Annotated in this window: 21 protein-coding genes; 8 read left to right on the top strand and 13 right to left on the bottom strand. The window is 59.9% G+C overall.

What is annotated here, in order from left to right; all coding sequences use genetic code 11:
- Positions 1-115: 115 nt before the first annotated feature.
- On the bottom strand, positions 116-511 hold the full coding sequence (locus tag E0L37_RS03630) for a hypothetical protein (RefSeq protein ID WP_133490433.1): 396 nt from the start codon (positions 509-511) through the stop codon (positions 116-118).
- Positions 512-733: 222 nt separating this feature from the next.
- On the opposite strand from E0L37_RS03630, the gene E0L37_RS03625 reads away from it, so the two are divergent.
- The 4 genes from E0L37_RS03625 to E0L37_RS03610 all read left to right on the top strand — a co-directional run bounded on the left by E0L37_RS03625 (position 734) and on the right by E0L37_RS03610 (position 3,378).
- On the top strand, positions 734-1,876 hold the full coding sequence (locus tag E0L37_RS03625; RefSeq protein WP_133490432.1) for an aromatic ring-hydroxylating dioxygenase subunit alpha: 1,143 nt from the start codon (positions 734-736) through the stop codon (positions 1,874-1,876).
- An 87-nt stretch (positions 1,877-1,963) separates the two neighbouring features.
- A complete protein-coding gene (locus E0L37_RS03620) occupies positions 1,964-2,533 on the top strand; it encodes a DJ-1/PfpI family protein (RefSeq protein ID WP_133490431.1) in 570 nt (189 codons plus the stop codon).
- Between the two features lie 61 nt (positions 2,534-2,594).
- Complete coding sequence (locus E0L37_RS03615) at positions 2,595-2,975, top strand: ribbon-helix-helix domain-containing protein (protein WP_133490430.1); 381 nt, start codon at positions 2,595-2,597, stop codon at positions 2,973-2,975.
- Positions 2,976-3,000: 25 nt separating this feature from the next.
- Complete coding sequence (locus E0L37_RS03610) at positions 3,001-3,378, top strand: DUF427 domain-containing protein (protein WP_133490429.1); 378 nt, start codon at positions 3,001-3,003, stop codon at positions 3,376-3,378.
- 176 nt (positions 3,379-3,554) lie between these two features.
- On the opposite strand, the gene E0L37_RS03605 is transcribed toward E0L37_RS03610, so the two are convergent.
- The 7 genes from E0L37_RS03605 to E0L37_RS03575 form a co-directional block, all read right to left on the bottom strand.
- A complete protein-coding gene (locus E0L37_RS03605) occupies positions 3,555-4,172 on the bottom strand; it encodes a glutathione S-transferase family protein (protein WP_133490428.1) in 618 nt (205 codons plus the stop codon).
- 22 nt (positions 4,173-4,194) lie between these two features.
- Complete coding sequence (locus E0L37_RS03600) at positions 4,195-4,827, bottom strand: LysE family translocator (protein ID WP_133490427.1); 633 nt, start codon at positions 4,825-4,827, stop codon at positions 4,195-4,197.
- Between the two features lie 23 nt (positions 4,828-4,850).
- Positions 4,851-5,480, bottom strand: a complete 630-nt coding sequence (locus E0L37_RS03595) for an SDR family oxidoreductase (protein ID WP_133490426.1) — start codon at positions 5,478-5,480, stop codon at positions 4,851-4,853.
- A gap of 103 nt (positions 5,481-5,583) precedes the next feature.
- The gene (locus E0L37_RS03590; protein ID WP_133490425.1) at positions 5,584-6,360 is read right to left on the bottom strand and encodes a nucleotidyltransferase domain-containing protein; all 777 of its coding nucleotides are present in this window, start codon (positions 6,358-6,360) and stop codon (positions 5,584-5,586) included.
- Positions 6,361-6,555: 195 nt separating this feature from the next.
- Positions 6,556-7,215 carry an alpha/beta hydrolase gene (locus E0L37_RS03585; protein WP_133490424.1) on the bottom strand — a complete coding sequence of 220 codons (660 nt, stop codon included), beginning with the start codon at positions 7,213-7,215 and terminating at the stop codon, positions 6,556-6,558.
- 174 nt (positions 7,216-7,389) lie between these two features.
- Positions 7,390-7,701, bottom strand: a complete 312-nt coding sequence (locus tag E0L37_RS03580) for a DUF2695 domain-containing protein (RefSeq protein WP_133490423.1) — start codon at positions 7,699-7,701, stop codon at positions 7,390-7,392.
- A 245-nt stretch (positions 7,702-7,946) separates the two neighbouring features.
- Entirely contained in the window at positions 7,947-9,149 is a 1,203-nt protein-coding gene (locus E0L37_RS03575) for an MFS transporter (RefSeq protein ID WP_133490422.1), read from the bottom strand.
- Between the two features lie 85 nt (positions 9,150-9,234).
- On the opposite strand from E0L37_RS03575, the gene E0L37_RS03570 reads away from it, so the two are divergent.
- The gene (locus E0L37_RS03570) at positions 9,235-10,239 is read left to right on the top strand and encodes an AraC family transcriptional regulator (protein WP_133490421.1); all 1,005 of its coding nucleotides are present in this window, start codon (positions 9,235-9,237) and stop codon (positions 10,237-10,239) included.
- A 32-nt stretch (positions 10,240-10,271) separates the two neighbouring features.
- On the opposite strand, the gene E0L37_RS03565 is transcribed toward E0L37_RS03570, so the two are convergent.
- Complete coding sequence (locus E0L37_RS03565; protein ID WP_133490420.1) at positions 10,272-10,613, bottom strand: hypothetical protein; 342 nt, start codon at positions 10,611-10,613, stop codon at positions 10,272-10,274.
- A 110-nt stretch (positions 10,614-10,723) separates the two neighbouring features.
- Positions 10,724-10,996 (bottom strand): hypothetical protein, encoded by a 273-nt coding sequence (locus E0L37_RS03560; protein ID WP_133490419.1) that lies wholly within the window; start codon positions 10,994-10,996, stop codon positions 10,724-10,726.
- 248 nt (positions 10,997-11,244) lie between these two features.
- On the opposite strand from E0L37_RS03560, the gene E0L37_RS03555 reads away from it, so the two are divergent.
- Positions 11,245-11,604 (top strand): helix-turn-helix domain-containing protein, encoded by a 360-nt coding sequence (locus tag E0L37_RS03555; RefSeq protein WP_159660589.1) that lies wholly within the window; start codon positions 11,245-11,247, stop codon positions 11,602-11,604.
- On the opposite strand, the gene E0L37_RS03550 is transcribed toward E0L37_RS03555, so the two are convergent.
- The 3 genes from E0L37_RS03550 to E0L37_RS03540 all read right to left on the bottom strand — a co-directional run bounded on the left by E0L37_RS03550 (position 11,601) and on the right by E0L37_RS03540 (position 14,005).
- Positions 11,601-12,011 (bottom strand): VOC family protein, encoded by a 411-nt coding sequence (locus E0L37_RS03550; RefSeq protein WP_133490417.1) that lies wholly within the window; start codon positions 12,009-12,011, stop codon positions 11,601-11,603. The two genes, E0L37_RS03555 and E0L37_RS03550, sit on opposite strands and share 4 nt — an antisense overlap.
- Positions 12,012-12,063: 52 nt before the next feature.
- The gene (locus tag E0L37_RS03545) at positions 12,064-12,963 is read right to left on the bottom strand and encodes an acyl-CoA desaturase (RefSeq protein WP_236564060.1); all 900 of its coding nucleotides are present in this window, start codon (positions 12,961-12,963) and stop codon (positions 12,064-12,066) included.
- Positions 12,964-13,135: 172 nt separating this feature from the next.
- On the bottom strand, positions 13,136-14,005 hold the full coding sequence (locus E0L37_RS03540; protein WP_133490416.1) for an AraC family transcriptional regulator: 870 nt from the start codon (positions 14,003-14,005) through the stop codon (positions 13,136-13,138).
- Between the two features lie 126 nt (positions 14,006-14,131).
- Here E0L37_RS03540 and E0L37_RS03535 point away from each other — a divergent pair, with 126 nt between their 5' ends.
- Together E0L37_RS03535 and E0L37_RS03530 are read left to right on the top strand one after the other, a co-directional pair.
- The gene (locus tag E0L37_RS03535) at positions 14,132-14,578 is read left to right on the top strand and encodes a putative quinol monooxygenase (protein WP_133490415.1); all 447 of its coding nucleotides are present in this window, start codon (positions 14,132-14,134) and stop codon (positions 14,576-14,578) included.
- Positions 14,579-14,802: 224 nt separating this feature from the next.
- Entirely contained in the window at positions 14,803-16,620 is a 1,818-nt protein-coding gene (locus tag E0L37_RS03530; RefSeq protein WP_133490414.1) for a hypothetical protein, read from the top strand.
- The last annotated feature ends 3 nt before the right edge of the window (positions 16,621-16,623 follow it).

Below are 16,623 nucleotides of genomic sequence, written 5' to 3'. Positions count from 1 at the left end.
TGCTCTCCCGGTTTTGCCGCGGCCATTCGTTATTCTCCGGAATAGACGAACGGCCGTGGCCAATGCGATTTTCGCACTGTATACCCAAACGCGAGGGCAGACACCTCCGGCAGCGCTAGCGGGGCTCCATCTCCGCTTGCCTTTGATCCGGTTCAATCAGTCCCTGGCGAAGCAACTCGGACAAGATCGCCCCGCGGGTGCGCTCGAACCGGCCGGTCAGATCCGTGATGCCGGCGCCGCCACGAAACTGCTTCGCCAGCTCCTCCCGCAACGTCTCCGTCCACGGCAGCCCGGCATTTCTGGGGCGGCCGAGTTTAACGTTCTCCTTTTGCCGCTCTTCCAGACTCAGCGGCGCCCGCTTGGGCATCCGCACGGCTTTCAGTAGCGTAAACAGAGAACGAATAACGGCAGGTTCGTTGTACAAGTGCTCTTCCGGCAGAACTTCACCGGTTACAGGATGTACGCCATTGGCCAGGGCCGAGACAACCCGACGGGCTTCTTCAATATCCATATCGAAGTACTCCTTTTTGAGTATGGATCGCTGTGTATGGATTTCCTTGGAGTCTGTTCACAGGTAACGGGGCGGCTCCCCAACAATTTGCCGGCCCGTTTCAAGTATCACCGGGTACTCAAGGCAGGGCTGTGACCGGGTTCATGGGAATGATTGACTCCGCGAGGGGGCTACGGCATTCTCAGTCAAATTGTTACCAGAAAATTCACCACAAGAATAATCATGAAACAAAGTACCCGGTGCGACCTGTATGACCGCGCGCTCACCGCCCTGACCGGAGAGCGTCCCGAAGGCGATGAGCAGGCCAGTTCGGTCCCGGTTTCGCGTTATCTTTCCGAGCACCATTTCGAACAGGAGAGGAACCTGTTGCTGCGCCGCCCGATTCCGGTGGCGCCCGCATCCGAGCTGGCGGCGGCTGGTGACTGGTTGTCCCTGGATTGCCATGACACCCCGTTGTTGCTGGTGCGCCAACCCGACGGTACGGTGCGGGCCTTCCTAAACGTTTGCCGCCATCGTGGCGCGCGCGTGGCGCCCGCCGGGCGCGGTCAGGGTGCGCGGGCTTTCGTTTGCCCTTATCACGCCTGGACTTATAAACCGGACGGCGACCTCAAAGGACTGCCACGGGACTTCGGCTTTCCTTGCCTGGACCGGTCACGCTCAGGGTTACGCCAGTTGGCGGTAAGTGAGCGCGCCGGCATGATCTGGTTGATTCTGGATCCGGACCGCGCCGACCAGGATATCGATCCGTACCTCGATCCCTTAATGACGGAACTGGAAGCCCTGGACCTGACAAATCCCCAGGGCTTTGCCTCCCGTTCCTACCTGGTGAAAGCAAACTGGAAATTGCTGGTGGACGGCTCCTTCGAGGCCTATCACTTCAAAATCGCCCATCGCAATACCATCGCCCACATGTTTACCGACAATCTTCAGATCATCGACGAGTTCGATCTGAATCGTCGCCTGTTCCTGCTCAAAGCCAATTTCGATCCAGCCTCGCCACCATCCCGCGACCGGTTCCAACCACGGGACCATGGCAACATCATCTACTATTTCTTTCCCAATACCACCTTCCTGGTGCAGCCGGACCATACCCAGTTCAGCACTCTCGAACCTCTCGCTCCCGGCCTGACCCGGGTTCATGAGACCACGCTTCTGCCGCAAGGGCCGGACAGTGACAAGGCACGGAACTACTGGCAGGCCAACGTGGATCTGTACCGCCGCACCCTGGCGGAGGACTACGACCTGGCCGAGTCGATCCAGAGCGGGCTCGCCAGCGGCGCCAATGAGGCGCTGACCTTCGGCACCTTCGAATACAGCGCCCCGCGCTTTCACCGCCAACTGCAACAGCTTCTTGAACAGCCCTGATCATACGTAGTATCGGTGTAATACCTCTATGTCACCGCCCCCTGCTAACGTTTCCCGAGTCCATACCAACAACAGCGGGAGGCCGACATGGGCGCCAAGACCATTCTGATGATTACCGGTGACTTCACCGAGGACTACGAAACCATGGTGCCGTTCCAGGCGCTGCGGGCCGTCGGACATACCGTCCATGCGGTGTGCCCGGACAAGAAGGCCGGCGACACCGTGGCGACCGCCATCCACGATTTCGAAGGGGACCAGACTTACACAGAAAAGCCGGGGCATCGCTTTGCCCTGAACGCCGACTTCGACGGCATCGATCCCACCCGCTACGACGCCCTGGTGGTGCCCGGTGGCCGGGCGCCGGAATACCTGCGCCTGAACGCCGAAGTGCAAAATCTGGTACGGCACTTTTTTGACACCAAGAAACCGGTGGCGGCCATCTGCCATGGCGCGCAATTACTCGCCGCCGCCGGGGTGCTGGAAGGGCGCACCTGCTCCGCCTACCCGGCTTGTCAGCCCGAGGTGGAATTGGCCGGGGGGACCTATGCCGGCATCGACGTTGACGACGCGGTGACCGATGGTAATCTGGTGACAGCACCGGCCTGGCCGGCCCACCCGGCCTGGCTGGCGCAGTTCTTCAAGCTGCTCGATCAATAGTCGGGCCGGTGCGGGCGTCCCCACCCATACAGCGGGTTCGGGGGCGCCCGAGGGACCTCACATGTGCAAGCTGTTCATCAACGCCGACCCGCAACTCTGGGTCAGCCGTACCCACTCCCTCCGCATCGACGGCATGGTCACCAGCGTGCGCATTGAGAACGCGTTCTGGCGTGTGCTTGAGGAAGTGGCCGAGCGGGACGGCATGAACCTGCCACAGATGATCACCCGGCTCTATCATGAGTCCATCGACGCCGGCCATGATCTGGGAAATTTCACGTCCTTTCTGCGGGTCTGCGCCATGCGCTACCTGGCCCTGCAGTTGAGCGGTGACATTCCCTCCGACACCCGGGTGGCCATCGCCTCCCTGGACGCGGAAGGCATTCTGTCACGCGAACCCGTCAGCGAGAGTGCTCGCGGCGGGGCCGGCGAAACCACCCACTGACCCTTCATCCGCGGGAGTCATCCTCATGAGCGACCGCCCGATCAAACAACCCGGTCCCGATCATCCGATTCACATCCACCCCACACCGGGGCGAGTGGTGGTGATCGCCGATGGCGCCATCGTCGCCGACAGCCGCGCGACGCTGACAGTGAGCGAAGCCGATCTGCCTGACGTATACTATATTCCCCGCGCCGATACCGACCTGTCATTACTGACACCGACGCCACTGAAAACCTACTGCCCGTACAAAGGCGAAGCGAGTTACTTCAGCCTGCCCGGAGAGCACGGTGAGAACGCCGTATGGAGTTATCCGAAGCCTTTCCCGGCGGTAGCGCGAATCAAGGAATATCTGGCGTTCTATCCAGAGCGGGTGGAAGACATCCGGGTTCTACCCGAAGCCTGAGGTTTACGCCCACATTATCCACCATCAGCGGTTGTGCAACCGTCCATCTACACGCAACGCACTGGCACGCTTACATGCCGATCGCTATCGCTGCCAAGGCAGCTTTCCACAGTGGGCGTTACGGAGCCGTTGTGGGAAGCTGGCTTGCCAGCGAATACCGTGCGCTTCGCCCTATCCTACGCGCTTGGGATCCACTCGGTGGTCACGTGCCCCGGTTGCCCGCTTACCCGATCCAGCCAGGCCTGTACATGCGGATACAGGAACAGATCGAAGCCACCCTCGTGGGCTTCGTGCGTGTAGGCATAGAGGGCGATGTCGGCGATCGAGTAGCGTTCGCCAACCATGAACGTGCGAGTGCTCAAATGCTGGTCCATCACCGCCAACGCCTCATTACCCGCTTTGTGTCTCTGTTCCAGCAGCTCGCGATTGAACGGCGTGTCGTCAAACCCCTTGATCGCCAGCCAGAAGCGGGCGGTGGCGATGTTCGGTTCATGGCTGTACTGCTCGAAGAACAGCCATTGCATCACTTGCGCCTGCTCCACTTTGTCCCCAGGCCAATAGGCCGTGCCCTGCGAAAGATAAAACAACACCGCGTTGGACTCCGGCAGGAAAGTACCATCATCCAACTGCAACACCGGAATGCGTCCGTTGGGGTTTTTCGCCAGGAACTCCGCGGTACGGGATTCGCCGCGCAGGATGTCCACGGGCACGTATTGGTAGGGAATCCCCAGTAACGCCAACAGCAGACGAATCTTGTAACCGTTGCCGGATATCGGGTCATCGTACAGAATCATGGCGTCCTCTTTACCCTTCCCGTTATTTACGTTCTTCCAGTGACAGCCGGATCGCCAGACCCGCCAGCACACCACCCATCAGATAGCGTTGCAGCGCCAGCCACGGCGGGTTGCGGGCAAACCAGCCGGAAATACCGGCGGCGGACAGCGCGATGGCAAGGTTAACGGAAAAACTGACCAGAATCTGCGTCAGCCCCAGCGCGATACTTTGCAGAAACACCGAGCCGTGCCCCACGGCTATGAACTGGGGGAAAATGGACAAATAAAAGACCGCTATCTTCGGGTTCAGCACATTAGTCAGAAACCCCATGAGGAACAGCCTGCCATCGGAATCCGCCGGCAGATCACGAGGCTCAAACGGCGAGCGGGCACCGGGCCTCACCGCCTGCCAGGCCAGCCACAGTAAATAAGCGGCGCCGGCCCACTTCAACAGCTCATAAGCCAACGGCACCGCCAGAAACAAGGCGGTCAGCCCCAGCGCCGCCGCCAACATATGCACCAGAAAGCCGGCGATCACCCCCAACAGGGAAATCACGCCGGCCCGCCGCCCCTGACAAATCGAGCGGGAGACCAAATAGATCATGTTGGGGCCCGGTGTCACCACCATCAGCAACGCCGCGCCAGCGAAAATAATCAGATCCTGCAGTGGTACCACGTTTCAGTCTCCGGTCGCGCCTTTTACACCAGAGCCTCCTCCGGCGTCCTGGTCCCGTCCAACAGTCCGAATTCCCGGTTCACCAGGGAAGGGGTCCGTAACAGATACAGCAAGGTAGCGGCCACGTTGGCGCGGGAAACACTGTTGTCACCCGACTCCTCCACGCTGGTCGCCACCCTGCCGGTGGCCGCGTCATCAGTGAGGCGTCCCGGCTTGAGAATAATGTAGGGTACGCCCCGGTTCTTGAGGTAATCGTCCGCCGCCTTTTTCGCCGCCATGTAAGGACGCAACTTCTCCGGTGCCCGCAACGGATCGTCGGCACGCAGGGCGCTCACCATGACATAGCGGGACAGCCCCTCGCTTTTGGCCAGATCCGCCACCCGCATGGCGCCGTGCAGATCAATCAACAGTGTCTTGTCCGGCCCGGTATGCGGACCAGAACCGGCGGTGAACAACACTTGGTCGCAGCCATCGAAAGCATGATCAAGAGCCCCTTCCAGATCCGCCAGCACCGTGTCCATGCCCCGGTCCCGGAACCAGGCTTGTTGTTCCGTGCTCCGCACCATCGCCTGGAACGGGACCGCCGCGTCTTTCGCCAATTGGCAGAACTGTCGTCCAATCTGCCCGTTGGCGCCGACCACCAGAATCGTCATTACTTTACTCCTCGCGGAAGCTTCCACCTTCCGCGCTTTCAGTTCAACGGGGGTTTCACATTAACAGAATTGCCGCAATTGACGATGCAATAATGCTGGTTCTCTACTTCAGAAACGAACGAAAGAACTGGCTCAAGGCGGTCAGATCCTCGGTGCGCTCGGCGGGGTCTTCCTGATAACTGGCCAAACGTGACAATTCTTTTTCGATAAACCGGTTCAAGGTCGGAATCGCCGGCACGAATTCCTTTTCCTGACTGCGCTTCTTGCGTTCCAGTAACTTGCTGATTTCATCGTTTACCCCCGGGGCATCCGCGAGGGTTTCACGCAGGCGCTCGAACTCGATGGGCGCGGGTTCTCCATGGGTTTCAAGCCAGCGGATCGCCAGGAGCGGCCTGAGTACGTAAAAGTACTTTTTCAACGGCACCAACTGGGCTTTCAGATACCCTTTGTAGTTGGTCTTGGCCATGCCGTGATAGTGGTGCACGCCTTTGGTCACCGAGTATATGCCCGGCATCAGCGAGCGGACGCCTTCGGAAAAGGCACGATCATCCACATAAACAATGGGGGACTGCATCCACTCAACAAAGGAGGGATTGGACTTCCAGAACAGCTTCAGTGCCTTGCGTAAATCCCAACCGTTGATATCGATGTCGTCGACGATCTCGTATTCGATGACATCACGCTTGTCTTCCAGGTCCACGCTGAGATACCAGTCGTGAGGGTGCACATAAATAAAGCGCACATCGTAATCGCTGTTGGGGGAGGCAAACCCCCAGGCCCGGCTGCCGGATTCCACCGCGTACAGCACACGGACCCCATTTTCCTGCTCCGCGTCGCGAATGCGGCGCATGATTTCTTCTCTCACTGACTCGTCGATCATAATCCGGTTTTACCTCTTCTTCCGGTTGCTCATCGCCGGTTCGACCTCACCACCACCATCACAAGAATGGCGTATGAGGCGCAACCCACCGGTCCGGGCAGGCGGGCTCGCCAGTATGCTCGTGACCGCGGCCATCCTGAGTGTACCCGTATGCGGTTTCGGCTACTTTTTACGTTCCTTGATGGATCGGCGGGATCAGCGGGCGGCAATCGCGCCAAGGTGCCCGACCACCATCGCGGCGGCGCGGGGCAGACAGCCCTTGAAGAAATGGTCAGTACCGGCGAACACCACCACCGGTCGCTGCCGTGGGCGAACCCATTGCAGCAGGTCCGTCAATGGTGCCCGTTCGTCGTTTTCGCCGTGCAGCAACAGTGCCGAGCCGGGAATGGGCTGCGGCGGATAATAGCGGCCGTCCGGGACCCGCCCCACCGGAAGCCCCATCAATACCAGAGCATCCACCGGGCGTTCCGTTTCCAGGGCACGGGCGGCACGGGCAAATACGTAAGCGCCGAAAGAAAACCCCACCAGTGCCAGGGGGAGCCGCGGATAGTCCTCGCGCAGGGTCGCGATCATCAACAGGGTGTCCTGCTCTTCGCCGTCGCCGGCACCATGCTCCCCTTCGGAGTCGTCGACACCGCGAAAACTCGGCCTCACCACCAGCCAGCCGGCATCGCGCAAGGCCCGTGCCAGGGCATGCGGCACCGGATGCCGGGGCGAGCCGCCCAGCAACGGCTGCGGATGGCCCACCAGCACCACGCCACAAGGCGGCTTCGCGGGATGATCGAGGGTCAGACGAAGACGCCCGGCGGGGCCTTGCAAATAACGGGTTTCACGTTGGGAAGCAGAGGAGTTCATCAGAACAGGAATTTCCGGCTGACATATTGAGGATAGCGAAAGTCTAACATGATCGCCTTTGATTCAGGCGAACCGCCAGCCGGGGAGATGGAGAGGTTCACTCGATCGGACAACGTCAGTGTGGTAGCGCCATCGATCCCGAGTGAAAAGCACATTTTCCAGGCATGCCCTTCCTCACCTCTCCTCGTCCACATACCAACCGATCAGGTCGCCCACCTCATCGTGGACATTGGCCAGCACCTCACAATCACAGTAGCCACCGTGTTCATTCAACCAGGGCACCACAAGCTCCGGCGCCAGGCCCTGTTGATGCAGGAACACCCGCGTCTGGGTCAGGGAATGGTCGCAAGGCGGGGCATCCAAACGATCAAGAAAGGAGAACAGCGCTTTCAATCGCGCCAATGGCATTGGCAAGGAAGCGCATAATGCCGCGCGCCGTTTTGCTTTGAACTCAGCTTTGAGCCTCTTCTTGGCCGCCTGATCCATCCGCCTTCCTCCGACGCGGCGCCTGGTGTCCACGCCTTGGTATGAAATAGGGGGAGAAACCGGCTTCACTGGTGTCTGCCTACACGATAGTGGCCGGAACCCCCTTTCCACTGGAGTGCCCCGCACGGCAAATGGTTCCGAATCGACGATGTTCCCCACCTGGTCCGTGACCAGATTCTCTGCAATTTTTATGTCTGGTGTTCCAGCAACCCGATCACCGGACGGCCCGCATAAGGGATCCAGAATCAGGCTTTCGCCGGCAACGGTTCGGTCCTCAGCCCCACGGATACCAGCAACCCGGCGAACACCAATACCAAACCGCTTATGGCGAACACACCGCTGGCGCCACTGATGCTGAACACCGCGCCGCCGGCGGCGGCCCCCAACGCGATGGCGAACTGAATCGCCACCACCATCAGCCCACCGCCGCTTTCCGCCTCATCAGGCACGGTACGAGTGATCCAGGTGGACCAGGCCACCGGGACGGCGCCAAAAGCCATGCCCCATAACGCCACCAGAATAGCGTCGCTGACGGGCGTACCGGTGAGCATGGCCAGACTCAGGCCGGCCACGCCCATCACCAGCGGCATCACCGCCAACGTCAGGCGCATGTTACGTTCCACCAGCGCGCCGCCCAGGAAAGTGCCGATGAAATTGGCCACGCCAAAACCGAGCAAGATAGCGGAAATGCCGGACACCGCCACCCCGGTAACGTTTTCCAGGAAGGGACGAACATAGGTGAACAAAGCAAAGTGGCCGGTGAACACCAACAAGGAAGCGAGCATGCCGAAGCCCATGCGTGGCCGCATCATTACCTCGAACATGGTACGCAGACGGGTGTGACCATTGGGCGCCATGCGTGGCAGCGTGGCAAGCTGCACCACCAGCGCCAGGATTCCCAGCAAGGTGGCCAGCAAAAACACATTCCGCCAGCCGATCAGATCACCGAGGTAGCTGCCCAGCGGCGCGGCGAACACGGTGGCCGCCGACACGCCACTGAACAACAGCGACAGCGCCCGTGGTACCAGCGCTTCCGGCACCAGGCGCATTACCGTGGCCGCGGACATGGCCCAGAAGCCGCCGATGCCGATACCAAGAAACACCCGCCCCAGTAGCAACACAACCAGATTGGGCGCATAGGCCACCAGCAGATTCGACACCACCAGCAGCACGGAAAAACCGATCAACACATGGCGCCGATCGATTCGCCGGGTCACCGAAGCGATAAACAGGCCAGTCACCATCGCCAGCACCGCGGTGATGGATACCGCCTGGCCGGCCAGAGCCTCGCTGACCGAGAGGTCCGCGGCCATCGGCGTCAGCAGACTGGCGGGCAGGAACTCGGCGGTGACCAGCCCGAACACGCCCAGGGTCAGGGAAATCACCGCGCCCCAGGCGGCGGTCACCGGGGCACTCGTGTTCTCCCGCGCGGTATCAGACTTGCTCATGGGTCTCCCTTCTCTGTTGGATAGCATCACGAAGGGCGCCAGAATAGAGTGGACAGATCAGACGATCCATGCCATATAGTCGCTTATGTTTGATCAATCGTCCGAATCTCAACCTGACCCGCCCCACCCTGCCCGCGCTGATCTGATCAGTGAATTGCTGGCGGGAATGCGGCTGCGAGGCCTGCGCTACCACCGTCTGAGGCTGACGCCGCCTTTCGGCGTGCGTTTGGGCGAGGGGGACACGCCACGGGCTCACTTCCACTTCGTGGCCCGGGGGCGGGCTTATTTGCGCGGCGAAGAAGGCGATTTGAGTGAACTGAACCAGGGTGCCGCCGTACTGATGCCCCGCGACGGCCCCCACGCCCTGCTTTCCGAACCGGCGCTGCCGTGCCGTCACATCACCGACTTCGAAACCGCCGCCTTGTGCGACGCGGTCGATGATGTCCGGTCCTGCGACCCGGACACCTGCCGTAGCCAGGACACTTTGATTTTCAGCGGCTGCATGGAACTGGATCTGGGCTCCCTGCATCCGCTGGTGTCGCTGATGCCGGCGGTCATGCGGGTCGATCCCCAAGAGGGCCGGCAACCGGAGCTGCTCCCCATCCTTGAAGCCATGGAGCAGGAAGTCTGCGGGCAGCGAGCGGGCTTCGCCGGCATCCTCACGCGGCTGGCGGAGGTGGTCGCCGCCGCCATCATACGAAGTTGGGTGGAATGCGGCTGCGGCGATGCCACTGGCTGGGTGGAAGCATTGCGCGACCCGCGCCTGGGCGGCGTTATCGCCGCCCTGCATCGGGAACCCGGACGGCACTGGACGGTGGAATCCATGGCACGGGAGATGGGGGTGTCCCGATCGGTATTCGCCGAACGGTTCCTGGCGGTGACCGGCATTACACCGCTGCGCTACGTTACCGAGCTGCGTATGCGCCTGGCCAGCCAATGGCTGGCTCGTGAACGTCTGCCGGTGGAGGATGTCGCGCGGCGGCTCGGATACGGTTCCCAAGCCGCTTTCAGCCGCGCCTTCAAACGCGCCACCGGCCATTCCCCCGGCGGTTATCGAGCCGCCAGCGCGTTCCAGTCCAAGGATTATTGAAAGAGGATCGCGATACCAGCGCGGCCTGGGCCTCAGTCGCCGATCCGGCTATAGGTTTCAAACGGCACACCACTGGCACTGAGAAACGCATACAGACGCATCGCCTCCTCGCCACTGAAACGCCGCTTGAGCGCCGCCAGAACCGGGCGCCGGCTTTGCAGCGCCACCCTCAGCTTGGGCACATCGGCGGCTTTTATGGTCCACAGCCATTCGTATTCCAGGCAACCGAAGGCCTCATTCACCCCGGCTCCCAGATCCTGTCCCACGAAGACCAGATCACCGTTGTCCTGAAATTCAGCGGCAAGATAGCGGTAGCCGCTCTGATCACGGCTTTCCCGGAGTACCACCTTGCCTGGACGCCACCAAAGGCCCATAACGTCACCGTTCCAATTGGGTCATGAAAATAAAACCAGCCTCTCGGTTCCACATGGAGGAAGCTGCTAGTGTCCGTTTCCACAGCCCATGAAAGACTCTCTGATTCATGTCATCCATCGGTGACCTTGCTTTCCGCTTTACCCGCGACTTCGCTCCCAGCCTTAACCACGGCGTTGTCTCCCGGCGGGACAGTTGGTGCGTCGTCCCTTCCCGCCGATGGCGTTTGAGAGCGGCTTTCCCGACGTATCAGGTAGAGGTCCTCCAGCCATTCCATGCTCCAGAGCAGAATATAGCCCGATACCACCAACACGACGCCGATCAAGAACGCCGCCAATGCCATCCCACCATTACTCACGGTCATTTCCATTTCAACATGCCCCATCCCCCGTGTCCCGGTCGCTGTGACCGGCAGGTCCACCAAGCGCCAGCCGAGGGCGGGTAACCGGCGCACCGGAACAGCCTTCAAAAATCGCCCCAAACAGGCGTCATATGCCTATATTTTTGCATTTATCTACATTCTACATGGATAAACAGGACATTCAACATCATAAAAATTACAATAAACACCATAAAACGTCGTTCTTGAAGGCTCCGCTATCTGCTGAACTGCCCGGCAGGAGAGGAGCAACCATGAAGAACCCCAAACAACTCATCGGCCAGCGCATCAGCACGCTACGCCGAGCCCGGCATCTGACCCAGAATGATCTCGCGGAAGGGGTTGGCGTGGATGGCCGCCATATCTCGCGGCTGGAAACCGGCAAATACTTTCCTTCCCTCGACACTCTGGTGACGATGGCCGAGGTGCTGGGCGTGGAGTTACAGGAGTTCTTTCTGTTTCCTTCGGTGGAAACGGAAAATCAGATGCGCGAGGCTCTGGTTGCCATCGCCAAGGAGGCCCCGGAACCGGTACTCAGGGAAGTGTTGTCCTTCGCCCGCAACCAGCTGGCCCAACGCCGGGGCGCCGACGGCGGCGAGGCCGACTCAACCTAGTCCGGAGCGGCGGTATCGCTGTATGTCTCTCCGGCGAATTCAATGAGACAGAACCCGTGTCCGAAGGGGTCCGAGAACGTAATGCACTTGGATGCCTTCCATTCAATACACTCGCTTTCACGAACGGCTCCCGCCCGAAGAGCGCGGTCAGCGGCCTTCTCAATATCATCAACCACGAAATCAAGGTGCACCGGCGTCCAGTGTCTGGCGTAACGGCGCGGCTCCAGCAGCGTGCCCGCCGCCTTTGAGTCGGAAGGCTTTTGCAAAAGATAGATCACCGAGGATGCCCCGGTCAGTTCCGCCACGTCGTTATCCAGGGTACGGCTGTGCCTGAGTCCCAGAGCCGCGCAGTAAAACTCGATCGCCCGACCGAGTTCCGGCACATCGATATTGACCACTACTTTCATTACTGCCACTCCTGCCCGGCGCGCGCCACGCCGTTTCAACGCACCCGGCCTCTCAGGCATCAGGGCGACCAACGCCCCCCCTGAATGTCCGGTGGGATGTTTCCTTGCCCTCAGCCCCCGGCAACGCCTTGAGCTCCGACCGTTGAGGCAGGTTCTCCGGCAACCGGATCGACCACACCAGCCCGAGATCATGCAGGCGCGTCAACACCCACCACCCCGGATCCGGTTGATTCTCGTGCAAACCCAGCAATGCCGAGCCGGGATAAGCATGATGATTGTTGTGCCAGCTCTCGCCCATGGTCAGATAAGCCGCGGCGGGAATGTTGAATCCCTGAACCGCCGCCCCCTCGACGTGCCAGTCCCGCTCTCCACGGTTATGAGCGAAATACCCAACCAGCCAATGCCCGGTCACCGAAACGGCGATCCGCGCGGAGATCCCCCAAACCACCCAGGGCAATCCCCCCAGCCAGAACAGCAATACCGCCCAGGGAAACTGCTGCCACATCCAGGTGCGTTCCATGAAGATGAGGACCCTGTCACCAGCAACGCGCGGCTCCGCCCGGAACTCCGGCGGCTGTTCCAGCACCAGATCGCAATGGAGTTGCCACCAGCCATCTTTCCAGAACCCTTGTCCATGCCGTAGATAAGGGTGGCAGTCCGTCTGTCGTTGCGCCCAATCACGCAGATCATGCTGATGCATCATCCCCAGCGGGCCGGCCATGCCAACCAGTATGCCTAAATGCACGAAGATGTATTCCAACCAGAGCGGACATTCATAGGCGTTATGGATCAGCCGGCGGTGCATCCCCAAGGAATGCCCAAGGCACAAGGTGATCGCCGTGGAACCGATAAAGACAAGGAAAGACGACAGCGAAAACGTCAGATAACCGGCGACAATCGCTATCGACACATGCGCCAGATACCACAGCGACTTGACGGGCGCCCAATACACCCGGCCCAAGACTGGACTCGTGCCCGGAGACGCCAGGATTCTCGGTGTATGAGTGTGAGTATCCATACTGCACTCTGAGCGTGGCCGTGGAAGGCTTGGGTTTTCATCCTAATCGGATCCCGTTGCCGCCACAAACGCCGTGCCGATGGGATGAACACCGGTGTATATCAGCCTAAGTTACCGAGGTGTTACGGTCCCGGACCGGCGGACGCCCGTACATGCGCGCGTACTCCCGGGTAAATTGAGACACACTGGCGTAGCCGACCTCGAAAGCCACCCGGCTTGAGGTCTTTCCCTTCGATAACATCAATCGCCGGGCTTCGATCAGTCGCAGCTGCTTCTGGAACTGCAACGGTGACAGCGAGGTGACCGTGCGAAAATGCTTATGGAAAGCAGACCGGCTCATGCCCGCCGCCGCCGCCAGGCGTTCAACCGGCAATGGCCGCGTATACTCCCGCCGCAGTATGGCCACGGCACGGGCAATGCGCCGCACCTGGCTGTCCGGCAGACCCAGGCGGCGGATCGCCCGCCCCTGGCCACCAAGCAGCAACCAGTAATGTATCTCTCTGATCAGTGGCTTGTGCAGAACGGCCAGCGACCGTGGCCGCTCCAATAGCCGTATCAGTCGGAACAGCGCATCCCCGAATTCTTCGTCGACGTTCATACCCACAAGCTCCTGGGACGAACTTTCCGTGCTCATGGCCACATCCAGATCGGTAATCACCGCCGGGTCCAGATCCAGGGCGATCGCCAGATACGGGGCGGTGATGGCCGCTTCGCTAATCCGGCTCACGGTTGGCACATTGGCGGTAACGATCATCGAGTCGCCAGCGGCAAAGGTGAAATCCCTGTCGCCGATGGTGACCCGTTTACGCCCTTGCAGCACCAAACACACCAGCGGGCTGGCGATAGCGTGTTCCAGTTCACCAGGCGAGGTATCACGCACCAGGAACAAGCCAGGCACCGGAGTGGCGGCGACACCATCCGTAGCGGCGTACTTTTGGGTATAACTCAGGACCGCGTCACGCAGAGCATCAAACATGATTTATTCTTGCCTACCGGCTTCGACCACGTAAAGCGAAATGGACAATCAGGCAAAAGAGCGGGAGATTCAGGCATCATCGGGGAACCGCACCGTTCTATCGTGAAGCCTCCGCAATGGAGGTGAATGATGACAGACGAAACAAGATCAGCCCCGGCGACAACCACTGCCGCACCGGGACCCACCCCCGAAACCGCGCAATCGTATCGTGAGTACCCTCATCGTGGTGTACGTGTTTCCGGGCAGGATGGCGAGGAAGGGCCGAAGGCCTTCTATATTCACATCGAGGCCCTACCCGGCAAGGAAGATCTGGTTATTCGCATGCTTGAGGATATTCTCGACTGTGTGCGGGAGGAGCCCGCCACCGGCCCCTGGTACGCGGTACGATATTCGAAAACCACTTTCGGTATCTTCGAGGTGTTTCCGAATCTGGCCGGTCGGCGGGCTCACGTGGAAGGGGGCGGCGGCGATATCTTTCGGGATGTCGAGCGGATGAATGCGATACTCGCCTACCCCGCCCATGTCCACCGGTTGGATGTACTAATGGGCAAGGAAGTGTTTGCCCGAGGTTAAGGCCTGCCACCGAAAACCCGCCGCCGACGGCCGCGCGCTTGCGGCGGCGTACTCTCCCCCGCCTGACCAGACTTCACTTCGGCTGGCCTGCGTCCGCCTCCCGTTTATGCGACAATGCCGCGCCACGCGCTTCCCGTTCCTCCACCTTCCGTGGTTCACGGGCATCGACCAGGGGGGACAGACAAGTACACAGGAGCCGGTTTGACAGGAGTCCCGATCCCATTATGAAAAAAGCCCTCATCGTCCTTTCCATTTCAACAGTAGCCGCCATTTTCACTTTCCTGCTGATCCCCAGTGACGAGCCCCCGGACGTTCAGGCGCTGACGGATGCGATGCTGGAAAAAAAGGACGCCAGGCTCACCCGATTGGAACCCGTTAAGGACAAGGCCGTCCAGAAGTCCCTCGCCAATCTGGTATACGACGCCATGTTTACCGATGGGATGGAACTGGACTTCCAGATACCGCCACGAAATACCGCCTATACGCGCGCCAAACTCGCCCGTCTGGACGACTATTCCAGCATTGATGAATTGACGGAAGTGTTCCTGGCCAACCAGATCGCCGGCACCACCTACCGGGACAGAAGCTGTATTTGGCCACGTCAACCGTTCACTTACCCTTTCCAGCACCAGTTGACCTGGAGCGCCATCCGTCTGGAAAATGGCGAGACCACGGCGTTACCGAGCCATGTTTCGGGCATTTCACGCAATGCCGAAATAGAATACAGCGGCGCCCGGAACACGTTTTGCTACCGAAAGTCCCTTGGTCCCGACGATCCGGCTCCCGTGGCATTGGTCGGAGAGTTCTCGGCTCGGCTTCCCCAAAAACTCGTCCAGTTTGATTTCAACCCGTCAAACATCGATCAGTCCCAATCCAAAGACGGATATACGGTGACCCTGGTGGAAGCCAATGACTTCTCTTACGCCGTTGAAGTGTCCTCCGCCGACGGAGCCCCCCTGACGTTGGACAGCAAGGACATGATCGGCGAGGCGCTCGACAAAACCGGGCGCCACCTCTCTCGCACCGGTACTCGCGCCGGACGCCCTGAACTCTATGAAGTTTCCGACCTTATCGTCGATGATCTGATAGATCAGGCCCTTGACGGCACGTTGACGGAGGCTCAGATAGATCAGCGTTTCGATGACATGCAGAGCGAATTGAATGACAAGCATGGGGGCAGATTCCACAAGCATTTCTTCTTCAGCGGTTCCGTGAAAACCGCCCGAATCATCCTGCCTGGCAGGGACGCGAAGCAAGCCCCTTTTAAGCGGAAGCTCGACTTGCCCATCCGCAACCTGGCCAGGCGTCAGCCGGCGCGGAGCGTGGATCCGGATCAGCTGGAGCGCATCCCCACTTTCCACCCGGTCTATAATTACTCGATTAAGGAAAAGGTCGATCTCACCGCTAAGGAGATGAACAAAGAGATCGGTATCCGGCAAAATGAAGTGTCGGCGGACCGGAAGTACAGCGCCAAGGTAAAGCTCTACTACCCGCGAGTACAAAGCGATCGCTTCCTCGATATGTTCGATCGTTACGAGAACCCGGCACCCGGGCAAATTGTCTTTTTCAATGCCGACGGTGCTCCCATCGACGTACCCGCCGACAACCCGGATTATTACCGGTTCATGGTTAGCCGCATCGAGTACAACCCGGATCGCTTTCCGGAAAAACCGGTGCGCCTCTCCGCCACCGTGCCCGTGGTGACCACGCCAAATCTGACCAAGAAAGGCTACAAGAAGAACAGCCTGCCCGACGGCGTTCGCATTGTGGATAATATGATCATTATCGACCATGCCGACTTTAAGCCCGAAAGCACCAACGACCGCTTCGAGAAGACCTATCTTTTTTTCGCCAAGAGCGCCGACCAGCGCTATCTGAGCAAGGTCACGGACCTTCACTATCCAAGAACCGAAGGCCCTGGTGTTGACGTCACCTACTACAACGGCCTGCCAGAAGTGTTCGAGATCTGGTATCGGGGCGACAAGAAAGTCGTGGCGTATCAGGTGGATCTGGATTTGGAGGAGCCGGCCCCACTGGAATAGCCG

The organism is Alcanivorax sp. 24 (assembly GCF_004360225.1).
GTDB classification, from domain to species: Bacteria; Pseudomonadota; Gammaproteobacteria; order Pseudomonadales; family Alcanivoracaceae; genus Alloalcanivorax; species Alloalcanivorax xiamenensis.
This window is presented reverse-complemented; position numbering and strand designations above follow the sequence as displayed.

Bases quoted from the DNA above. Each gene is read 5' to 3' on its own strand.
- E0L37_RS03590 (WP_133490425.1), bottom strand. From the start codon at position 6,360: ATGATCGACGAGTCAGTGAGAGAAGAAATCATGCGCCGCATTCGCGAC.
- E0L37_RS03560 (WP_133490419.1), bottom strand. From the start codon at position 10,996: ATGGGGCATGTTGAAATGGAAATGACCGTGAGTAATGGTGGGATGGCA.
- E0L37_RS03535 (WP_133490415.1), top strand. From the start codon at position 14,132: ATGATGACAGACGAAACAAGATCAGCCCCGGCGACAACCACTGCCGCA.
- E0L37_RS03565 (WP_133490420.1), bottom strand. From the start codon at position 10,613: ATGGGCCTTTGGTGGCGTCCAGGCAAGGTGGTACTCCGGGAAAGCCGT.
- E0L37_RS03555 (WP_159660589.1), top strand. From the start codon at position 11,245: ATGAAGAACCCCAAACAACTCATCGGCCAGCGCATCAGCACGCTACGC.
- E0L37_RS03610 (WP_133490429.1), top strand. From the start codon at position 3,001: ATGAGCGACCGCCCGATCAAACAACCCGGTCCCGATCATCCGATTCAC.
- E0L37_RS03580 (WP_133490423.1), bottom strand. From the start codon at position 7,701: ATGGATCAGGCGGCCAAGAAGAGGCTCAAAGCTGAGTTCAAAGCAAAA.
- E0L37_RS03625 (WP_133490432.1), top strand. From the start codon at position 734: ATGAAACAAAGTACCCGGTGCGACCTGTATGACCGCGCGCTCACCGCC.
- E0L37_RS03630 (WP_133490433.1), bottom strand. From the start codon at position 511: ATGGATATTGAAGAAGCCCGTCGGGTTGTCTCGGCCCTGGCCAATGGC.
- E0L37_RS03615 (WP_133490430.1), top strand. From the start codon at position 2,595: ATGTGCAAGCTGTTCATCAACGCCGACCCGCAACTCTGGGTCAGCCGT.
- E0L37_RS03585 (WP_133490424.1), bottom strand. From the start codon at position 7,215: ATGAACTCCTCTGCTTCCCAACGTGAAACCCGTTATTTGCAAGGCCCC.
- E0L37_RS03595 (WP_133490426.1), bottom strand. From the start codon at position 5,480: ATGACGATTCTGGTGGTCGGCGCCAACGGGCAGATTGGACGACAGTTC.
- E0L37_RS03550 (WP_133490417.1), bottom strand. From the start codon at position 12,011: ATGAAAGTAGTGGTCAATATCGATGTGCCGGAACTCGGTCGGGCGATC.
- E0L37_RS03620 (WP_133490431.1), top strand. From the start codon at position 1,964: ATGGGCGCCAAGACCATTCTGATGATTACCGGTGACTTCACCGAGGAC.
- E0L37_RS03540 (WP_133490416.1), bottom strand. From the start codon at position 14,005: ATGTTTGATGCTCTGCGTGACGCGGTCCTGAGTTATACCCAAAAGTAC.
- E0L37_RS03605 (WP_133490428.1), bottom strand. From the start codon at position 4,172: ATGATTCTGTACGATGACCCGATATCCGGCAACGGTTACAAGATTCGT.
- E0L37_RS03570 (WP_133490421.1), top strand. From the start codon at position 9,235: ATGTTTGATCAATCGTCCGAATCTCAACCTGACCCGCCCCACCCTGCC.
- E0L37_RS03575 (WP_133490422.1), bottom strand. From the start codon at position 9,149: ATGAGCAAGTCTGATACCGCGCGGGAGAACACGAGTGCCCCGGTGACC.
- E0L37_RS03530 (WP_133490414.1), top strand. From the start codon at position 14,803: ATGAAAAAAGCCCTCATCGTCCTTTCCATTTCAACAGTAGCCGCCATT.